At 68.5% G+C, this 9,835-nt stretch carries 4 protein-coding genes and 1 pseudogene; 4 read left to right on the top strand and 1 reads right to left on the bottom strand.

Going from position 1 to position 9,835, the window contains the following annotated elements:
• The 3 genes from VGH54_RS06630 to VGH54_RS06640 all read left to right on the top strand — a co-directional run.
• Positions 1 to 430 (top strand): hypothetical protein (locus tag VGH54_RS06630; protein WP_331511145.1); only part of this gene is annotated, 430 nt, incomplete at its 5' end.
• 53 nt (positions 431 to 483) lie between these two features.
• A complete protein-coding gene (locus VGH54_RS06635) occupies positions 484 to 681 on the top strand; it encodes a hypothetical protein (RefSeq protein WP_331511146.1) in 198 nt (65 codons plus the stop codon).
• 13 nt (positions 682 to 694) lie between these two features.
• On the top strand, positions 695 to 6,877 hold the full coding sequence (locus tag VGH54_RS06640) for a transglycosylase SLT domain-containing protein (RefSeq protein ID WP_331511147.1): 6,183 nt from the start codon (positions 695 to 697) through the stop codon (positions 6,875 to 6,877).
• A 2-nt stretch (positions 6,878 to 6,879) separates the two neighbouring features.
• On the opposite strand, the gene VGH54_RS06645 is transcribed toward VGH54_RS06640, so the two are convergent.
• The gene (locus VGH54_RS06645) at positions 6,880 to 7,698 is read right to left on the bottom strand and encodes an NUMOD4 domain-containing protein (RefSeq protein WP_331511148.1); all 819 of its coding nucleotides are present in this window, start codon (positions 7,696 to 7,698) and stop codon (positions 6,880 to 6,882) included.
• Between the two features lie 494 nt (positions 7,699 to 8,192).
• Here VGH54_RS06645 and VGH54_RS06650 point away from each other — a divergent pair.
• Positions 8,193 to 9,835 (top strand): annotated as a pseudogene (locus tag VGH54_RS06650) (hypothetical protein); the annotation flags it as partial.

The raw sequence follows: 9,835 nt of genomic DNA on the forward strand, positions 1-9,835 counted from the left end.
CCCCGGAGATTTCATGGCAGGTTTCAACGCGGCCACGGTGGTCGAGGCGCTCGACTGGGACTTCCACCCCTACGCCGACGCCAACGGCACGGTGCAGGAGCCGACGGACCCGCAGATCCGCGCGTTCGTGGACGCGCTCGCGAAGCTCACCGAGTCGGTACGGGACAAGCTTCCCGAGGACGACGGCGAGCCCACCGCGGCGGACATCGCCCTCGCCCTTGGCAACGCGATCGAGTCGCACCAGGAGATGGCCGGCATCTACGCCGCCCTGTGCTCCGGTGAGCCGTCGGCCGAGACGCTGCTGGCACTGCCCATGCGAATCCGCGTCGTCTTCTACTCCTGGCTCCAGCAGGAGGTGATGTCCCCGGAAGCCGCACCCGGCGGTGGGAGCGCGCAGGTGACGACCCTGCGATCCGCAGCCGCCGGGTAGTCCTCTACGCCGTGCGCCGCCACCTCGGGTTCACGCCGGAGGAGTGGCACGCAATGTCGTGGGACTTGCAGGAGACCTACCTCGACGGGCTGAGCGAGGACCCGGAGGTGCCGTTCTCGATCGGCCGGCAGGCGGCTGCGAGGGGAGACGGGCCGCAGGTCAGGCAGGCGGCCGGCGGGGCGGACGTGATCGACATCAGCGCGATGATCGCGGACCTGGAAGCGAACCCGGCCGCGCGCAGGCAGGTTTAGAGGGAGGTGAGCGGTGGCCTTTGACGCTGGGGCCATCTCCGCCTCCCTGACGGTGGATACGTCCGCTTTTGACCGTGCGCTTGACGCGGCGAAAGCCAAGGTAGACGCGTTCGAGAAGGAACGCCACGAGGTCAAGCTCTCCGCCGTTTTTGACTCATCGAGCGTGAGTAAGGCGCGCCAGCAGTTCGCGCAGCTTGACCAGACGATCTCCAAGGACGCGATGTCCCGTCTCCGGTCGTCGCCGCAGGGGTCGGTGCTCGGCGCGCTTAACGCGCTGTTCTCCCCGCACCAGGTGACGGGCGCCCCCTCCGCTCAGCAGGCGGCACAGCAGGGCCTGCTCGGGAAGATGATCTCCGGCCAGGGCGGCGGCATCGGGCAGACGATCAACAAGCAGAACGTCATCAAGGAAGTCATCGGGGTCGACGATGACGCGGCTAAGGCGGCCGGGGCGAAGGCGGGCAAGGACGCCGCTGATGCGGCAGCCGACTCCGCGGCGGCGGAGGCGAAGAAGCGGGGCGGGATCGGCGCCCTGATCTCACGGGTGCTGCCCGGCGCCACCGGCGGCGCCCCGACTCCCGCCGCGGCGGTGCAGCAGGTGATGACCGGGCAGGGCGCCGGCAACACCACGACCACCGACACGATCAAGCAGCAGCTAAGCGGCCAGGGCGCGCAGGACGTCACCACCACCGACACGATCCGGCAGAACCTCACCGGCCAGGGGCCCCGCGACACGACGACGACGGACACGGTCAAGGAGAAGCTGGACACGTCCTCGGCCACGAAAACCGAGTCCGACGCGAAGGACAGCGGGGACCGGGCGGGGAAGAACTGGGCGTCGTCGTTCTCCTCGCACCTGACGAGCCTGTTCTCCGGCATCTTCGGCAAGGGCGGCAGCGGGTCCGGGGGCGCGGGCGGCGCGGGCAGTGCCGGGTCGGCGGCCGGGGGGAGCTTCGGCGCGAAGCTGTTCGACGCGATCGGCCCCGGCATCCTCGGCACGTCGTTCAAGACCGCGTCGATCCTCGGCCTCGGCGGGGCGGCGCTCGGCGGGCTGCCTGCCCTGGCCGGCGGGCTCGCGCCGCTCGGCATCGCCGGGGCGGGCGCGGGCGTCCTCGCCGGCGGGTTCGCCGGCGTGCAGTCCCAGGTCAGCCCGGTCTCCACCGCGTACGCCGCCGCGCAGGCCGCGCAGCAGAAGGCGACGACCCCCGCCCAGTTGCAGGCAGCCGCGCAGCAGATGGCCGCGGTGAACAAGCAGATCGCCGCCCTGTCCCCGGCGCTCCAGTCGATCTTCAAGTCCGAGCAGCAGATCGGCGACTGGTGGAAGAAGTTCACCGCCACCCTCGCCCCCGACTTCGCCGGGCCGCTGCGCCAGGTGGCGTCGCTGCTGCAAGGCCTTACCGGGCCGCTCAACTCGCTGTTCGGGTCCGCCGCGACGCTCGCGCAGCCGCTCATCCTCGGCCTCGGCGACCTGGCCAGGACCGTCCTGCCGCTGCTCGGGGCCGCGTTCCGCGCCACCGCCCCGTTCATCCGGCCGCTGATCGACGGGATCTCCCAGCTCGCCGGCGGGCTGCTGTCCGGCCTGATCAGCCTGCTGAAGGCCGCCGCGCCGGCCGTCCAGGTGGTGGCGGGGTTCTTCGCGTCCCTCGGCTCGAACCTGGGCGAGATGTTCCGGCAGTTCTCCACGGTCCTCGGCCCGAGCTCGGTCATCCTCAAGGCCCTGCTCGGCGTCGTCACCGGGTTGCTGCCCGTCATCGGCGGGCTCGCGCAGGTCATGGCGTCCGCTCTCGGCCCCGCCTTCACCGCGTTCGCCGGGGCGATCCGGGCCCTTGAGCCGTTCCTCGTCACCGTCGGGAAGATCATCGCCCAGTTCGCGGGAGCGGTCCTCACCGACCTGTCCGCCGGGCTGCAACTCGTCGCGGGCATCCTGAAGGCCGTCGCCCCCGCGTTCAACACCCTCGCGACCGCCCTCGGCCAGGTCTTCAACACCCTCGAGAGCAAGGGCGCGTTCGCCCAGCTCGGCAACATCCTCGAGGGCCTCGCCGCGCCGATCGGCACCCTGATATCGAAGCTCATCGACGGGCTCGCCCCCGCGATCCCGCCGCTCCTGACGCTGTTCGGCGACTTCGTCAACGTCATCTCCACCGTCGGTGTCCACGTCCTGACCGCCCTCATCCCGCCGCTGACCCAGCTCGCCGAGACGGCGCTCGGCGCGATCATCAAGGTGCTGCCGCTGGTCATCCCGGTGCTGACCCAGTTCCTCGGCGCGTTCACCACCGACGCGGGCAACCTGATCGCCTCCATCGGCGGGTCGCTCCTTAACCTCGCCAACGTGGTCCTGACCGCGCTGCTCAAGGCCGCCGCGCCGCTCATCCCCGTCGTCCTGGGACTGCTGTCGGCCCTCACGCCGCTGCTGAACGTGTTCACCGCCGCCACCGCCGCCGTGATCACCGCCGTCGCCAACGCCCTCGCCGCCGTCGTGAACGCGATCCCGTCCGGGGTGCTGACCGCCGTCATCGCCGGCGTAGCGGGGGTGGTCGGCGGGATGAAGCTGTGGGCCGGGGCCACCGGCGCGGTAGCGACCGCCCTGAAAGCCGTCACCGGGTCGTCGATCGTGTCGTGGCTGTCCGGAGCTATCGGGTCGGTTACCACCTTCGCCGCCGCGACCGAGGGCGCCACCCTCGCCGAGAAGGGCATGCTCGCCGCCGAGCTCGCCTTCGACGCTGTCTCCCCGTTCGTGTGGATCGGTGCCGCCGTCGCGGGGCTCGGCGCCCTGACCGCCGCCCTGGTCCTGACGAAGGTCAACTCCACGACGGTCATCGGGGAGTTCCAGCAGCAGCAGGCGCAGCTCGGCTACAACATCTCCGGCTACCAGAAGCTGGCAGCCGGGCTGGACCAGGCCTCCGCTGGCTTCGAGCACTTCGCCCAGACGAACACCGACGCGGTGCGCGGCGGCGCGGCGGCCATGAACAGCCTCAGCCAGCAGACGTCCGCCATCGCAACTCAGGTGTCCCAGGCCGCCAAGGACATGGAGTCGCGGCTCACCTCCCTGTCGACGAACCTCGGCGTGTCCAAGACGACGATCGAGCAGTGGGCAAGCGCCGCCGGGATCTCCGCCACCAAGTTCTCCAGCGCCGGCGAGAACGTCGGCCAGCTGTCCGGCCAGATCGTGGCGTTCGTCAACAAGAACGCGGAGGCCATCACCTCAACGGCGACCCTCGGCACGAACGTCTCGATCTTCGGCAGCGACGTCTTCAACACCACGACGCAGCTTGATGCCTTCAACGGCATCTGGAACACCCTCGTCGGGAACCTGCTCACCAAGCAGCAGGCCGTCACCCAGGGCCAGCAGTCGTTCGACAACCTGAAGCAGTCGATCAAGGACAACGGCTCCGCCGCGACCGCCACCACCCAGTCGTTCCAGGCGTACATCTCGCAGATCGGGTCATCCGTCGACACGCTCCTCAAGGGCGGGACGTCGATCAGCGGCGTCAACGGCTACCTCCAGACCCAGATCAGCCACCTGTCGTCCCTCGGCCCGCTGAACAAGGGCGAGGCGCAAGACCTCGACAACCTGCGGGCGCTACAGGACACCCTCGCCAACTCGACCCACGGGCTCAACTCCGAGCAGCAGACGCTGATCTCCCAGTTCCAGCACGGCCTCATCCCCAGCCTCCAGCAGATCGGCGCGAACACCCCGACGGTCAACACCGACATCAAGAACCTCGCCGACTCGATCATCCAGACGGGGAACAACTCCGCGAGCACCGCCGGCGACCGGGCGAAGCTCATCGCCGACCTGAAGCAGACCGGGCTGTCCTCCCAGCAGTCCCAGCAGTTCGTGAAGAACCTCCAGGGCCAGATCGACGGGCTCAAGGGCAAGGTCGTCTCCGTCGGCGTGACGGTGTCGGCCGCCGGGAAGGCAGCCGCCACCGCGCTGGTATCGGGCGAGGCGGCGCTCCACGACTCGATCACCTTCCAGACCCAGGGCGCTGCGGCGGGCGGCCTGATCACCGGCGGAACCCCCGGCAAGGACTCCGTGCTCGGGATGCTGATGCCCGGCGAGGTCGTCGTCCCCACCGCGATGGTGCAGGCCGGCGCCGTCGACCACCTGCGCGGCCAGCTCCCCGGCTTCGCCGCCGGCGGGCAGGTGTCCCTCGGCCCGCTCGTGAACTGGGCTTCGTCCGCCGACGCCGACTGGGGCAACAAGGCGTCCGTGGCCTGGGCTCAGGCCGCCCTCGCCCAGTACCAGGCCAGCCTCAAGAAAGCGGCGCTGGCCGGAACCCCGGTGGCCTACAGCAAGATCGCCGGCGTCACCCAGTGGGAAGGCGACGTCGCCAGGGTGCTGTCCATGCTCGGCCTGCCGCAGGCCGACATGCCCACTGTGATGGAGCAGATCCAGACCGAATGTGTCACCATTGACACTATGATACTCACTAGGCGAGGCTGGCTTGACTACACCGAGGTGCAGCCGGGAGACGAGACCGTAGGGTACAACCCTGCTTCCGGGCACAGCGAGTGGACCCGGATCGAGCGCGTCGTGTTCTACCCGCAGCGGGAAGTCTCCCGTTTCGGGAACAAATACTGGTCGGTCAAGTGCACGCCGAATCACCGCTGGCTTGCTGAGCAGGTAGTGCGCCGCTGTGTTACGGACGACTCGCAAGACGGGGTGACCTGCCCGGAGTGCGGTGCCACAGGTAGTTCGCGCGGTTCCTTCAAGACATGGCGCGCGGTACAGATCCACCGGGCGCGGACCCACGGTACATCCGGTAATTACAGCAGCGGCGTCCCGACTACGGAGGTGTCCGCCGGATTCATGCTCCGGGAGTTGTCTGAGCTCCGCCCGCACGACCGGATCGTGCTCGCCCGCCCGGCGGAATCCGGTACTGAACTGAACATCACCGTCAGCGAGGCCGCACTGCTCGGCTGGATCGCAGGAGACGGGTGGGTGAACGAGGACAAAGACTACTGGGCTCCCCGCAAAACAGTTCCCGCACCAAAGCCACCCGATGAAAACGCCCCGTTCGGTTACCGCCGGGACGGCCAGCCGAGGAAGAACCGCAGCGGGCGTCCGCTGGCTACCGGGCCGGTACGCGTAAGGTCGTCGTTCGCGTTTAACGTGTGCCAGGCGAAATCCGAGTACTTCACGGCCATTGACGCGGCATGTAGCGCTGACCCAGACCTGAGCGTGATAGACACGCCTGGACGCAAGCGCGGCTACCGCGCGATAAGGACCTGGCGGCTCAGCACGGCGTACAGCCGAGATCTGCTAGCCAGGGCAGGGAATCCGAAAACGGATGCCGTCAGCCAGATACTGCGGATGTCGCCGCCCCAGCGCGAAGCGTGGCTGGAAGCGATGATTGCCGCAGAAGGTCACCGCAGCTCAACTAAGACAGTCGTTTACCAGAACGACGGGCCGGTAGCCGATGCGATCGAGCTGGCTATCTACCTTAGCGGGAATCGGCCAGCTCGCACGAAGACCCATAGCGGCAGTTGGGGGATTGGCATCACTGCGGCGTACGTAGGCGGCCCCAGCCGACGGATATTCCGGGAGCCGGCGGGGCACCAGGACGTGTGGTGTGTGACAACAGGGCTCGGTACCTGGACTGCCAAGCAGGACGGGCATGTCTTCCTCACTGGTAACAGCGGCGGCAACCCGAACGCCATCAACAACTATGACATAAACGCTCAAAATGGTGATCCGTCTCGCGGGCTCATGCAGGTCATCGGGGCTACGTTCGCCGCTTACCGCAACCCGTCGCTGTCAAGCAACATCTACGACCCGCTGGCCAACATCTACGCGGGCCTGAACTACGCCGTCCACCGCTACGGGAACCCCGGCTGGCTGGGCGTCCTCGGCCACGGCCACGGCTACGCGCTCGGCGGGATGGTGCCCGGCGGCGAGTCCTACGGCATGTACGGCAACGGCGGCATGATCAACGAGCCCGTTATCGGCTACGGCGTCAACTCCGGCAAGGGCTACGTCCTCGGCGAGTCCGGCCGCGAGCAGGTCACCCCCGCCTCCGAAGTGCAGCGGCAGGCCAGCCTCCAGTCGGCGATGCTCACCGAGCTCAGGCAGCAGACGCAGGTACTCAAGCAGATCCCGGCCGGAGTCGGCCAGCACGTCGGCGGGGCCATCAACGGAGCGGCTCACTCGGCGTCATTCTCGGCCCGTTTTCCCAGGTCAGGCTACTTATGGTGACGCTAGAGTTGCGCCCACGTGACCCCGTTCACGGCCTGACTGAGGCCGGCCATGCTCATCCCGTACTCCTTAGCAAGCGCAGTCAGCGTCTCACCGGAAGCGAAGCGGCGCCGGCAGTCAAGCACGGCAGCGGCAGTGAGCTTGTGGTTTACGTGGCGCTCACCCCAGACCACGGCATCGTCGCGAATCCGGTCCAGGTGATTCTCCTTCATGGTTCCCCAGCAGAGATTCGCCACAGAATTGTCCAGCTTGCCGGCAGGCCCGTGCCGTCCCTCAATCCAGTCCCCCGCAGGACGCGGGCCGACAAACGCTGTGAGCACAAGGACGTGCACGCAGGCATACGCCGTGCGACCGTCTTGCCTCAGCGTCACCATCAGGTAGCCGTTCTTCTTGAGGACCGGCTTGAGAATGCGCGGCTTTCCGCGCCATCGCTGGCCGCCGTGGTAACTACGCACGCGCCCAAGGTCCGACACGTCATACCACTCTTCGAAACCAGGAACGGGAACGGGCAGCCAGTGCTCGTCCGGGTTGGGTGCTGCTTCAACCTGCGGGTTAAATGCATCTTCAACCAGGTCGCTGACCTGGATATTCTCCGTCTTGCCGAGCCTTTGAAGTGTCACCATCGCCCGGCCGGTCTTATCGGTCCACGGGTGCATGATCTTGCCTCGGGCCGTGCGCGTCCTGCCAAGGCCGCAGGAAACCACCCGGTCGAGGCTACGCACGCGCCCCCGGTCGCTGACCTGGTAAAACTCTTCCCACCGCGGCGCAGGGAGCCAGTGCTCTACCTCATCGCCGGGCGTGACAGACTCACCCGTAGCCACTGCGTCCTCCTAGATAGGTCGTTGTGGTCAGGCCCGGGTAGCGGTGTTCGCAGCACCGTCCGGGCCGCTATTGAATTCCTGCTCATTCTAGCATATTCGCTCGCCATTTCGGCTCTTATCAGGCAAGGCGGTGCCTGATGGGATTCGACAGTTTGGTGATCGCCAATACGGCGGAATTGCTTAATAATGGCGTAGTCTCAACAAACCCCGCATGCGCGGGCGCCGTTTTCAGGCTTCAGCCAAATGCAGATCCGGGGGCGCCGCAGCCGACGACAGACTTTGTGGCATCGCTGCTGCTAGACGGCGAGCGGCCGTTCGGGCGCAGGTCAAGCAACCGCACGATTAAGCTGCCAGTCTGGATCACTGCGCCGACCCGGGCACTTTTGGCGTCCGCGCGCGAGGTGCTTCAGCAAGCCATAGACCAAGACTATTTCACAATAGTTTGGACTCGCGACCCCACGGCCGGCAACCCAGGTAACACGCCGCTGCCGTTGGTGCTGGACTGCTTCCGCGCGCAGGCGACCACGATCAGCTTTAACACGCTTCTCGAAAAGCAATTGCTGGGAATGCAAGTTGAACTGACCATTCCGGCACTGCCCTACGGCCGCAGCGACACGCAGACGCAGGTCAGCTTCTCCGCCCCCGCTCCCACGTCGCCGACGGTCCCCCCGCCCCCGTCCCCGGTGGTGCTGGACAACTTCGCGGCGATCAGCAGCGTGCAGTTCAGCCAGTCGAGCCAGTGCGTGGTGGGCCCGTTCACGGCCTGCTGGGATCCGGACTCGTTCGGCGACCCGGGCGGGCAGGAGACGTTCTTCAACTACGGCTCCACGTTCTCGGCGCCGCTGAACCTGACGAACATGACGAGCCTCCAGTTCTGGTTCGGGCTCGGCTCGCGGTGGTGGGCGAACCTCGAGTACCACGGCAAGGTCCACGGCGTGGGCTTCTACTTCACGCTCACCGACACGTCGGGGAAGACGCTGAGCTTCAGCCGGAGCAACCTGCTGCTGCCGGTGTCGCAGGCGGCGCAGTCGCCGGTGTTCACCCGGGTCACCGTCCCGGTGCCGCAGAACAGCGCGACGTTCAACTACGCGTCGGTCGCCAGCTACAGCCTCGAGGTCATCAGCCGTCAGGACAGGATCCGCCGGTTCGCGTGGGTCACCGCCTACCTGGACGCGCTCACCGCCCTCCCCGGGTCGCAGCAGGTAAGCCCGGTCGTCCGGGGCGCGGTCTACACGTTGTACGGGGTGCAGGGAACGGCCCGGGCGCCGGTGAGCATGTCGTTCCAGCAGTCGCCCGTGCCCGGCACTGCGACCACCGTCACCGCGACGGGCCCCGGTACCTACACGGTCCCGTCGAACACGGCGTACCTGAAGGTTGAGGCGTGGGGCGGCGGCGGCGCCGGGGCGGGCATGACGGCGTCGGGCGTCGGCGCGGGCGCGGGCGGCGCCGAGTACGCGGCCGAGCTCGTCTTCCCCGCCTCGGCCGGGCAGGTCATCCCGTACGTAGTCGGCGCGGGCGACACGGCCGGGTCGTCCCCGGTCGGCGGCCAGTCGACGGTGTTCGGGCCAGCCCCCGGCGGAACCCTTCAGGCGATCGCGAACGGCGGCGGGTCGGTGCCCACGAACGGCACCACGGCAGGCGCCGGCGGGTCCGGGTCGCTCAACTCGGTCGAGCACCCCGGCGGGGCAGGGCGGGCCAACCCGGTCGGCACGTTCGGCGGAGGCGGCGGGTCGAGCGCGGGCAGCCTGTCGGCGGGCAGCACCCCGATGGGGTCCGGGTCGGTCCTGTTCACCACGCCCGGCACGTTCTCCGCCGGGTCCGGGTGGCTGTGCCCGGCCGGCGTCTTCCAGGTGCTCGCCGAGGCGTGGGCGGCGGGCGGCGGCGGCGCTTCGGGCGGCACCGGGGAGAACGGCGCGGGCGGCGGCGGCGGCGAGTACCGGAGCAAGCTCATCCCGGTCACCCCCGGCACGCGTTACACGGTCGTCGTCGGGGCGGGCGGGAGCGGGGGAACCTCCAGCGGCAACGGGGCGGCCGGCGGGCTGTCCAGCTTCACCGGGGACGGCGGCTCCCAGGCCCTGGCCGAGCCGGGAGCGGGCGGGCAGGACACCGGGTTCGGCGGCGGCGGCAACGGCGGGTC

It is taken from the genome of Mycobacterium sp. (genome assembly GCF_036488105.1).
Taxonomy (GTDB): domain Bacteria; phylum Actinomycetota; class Actinomycetes; order Mycobacteriales; family Mycobacteriaceae; genus Mycobacterium.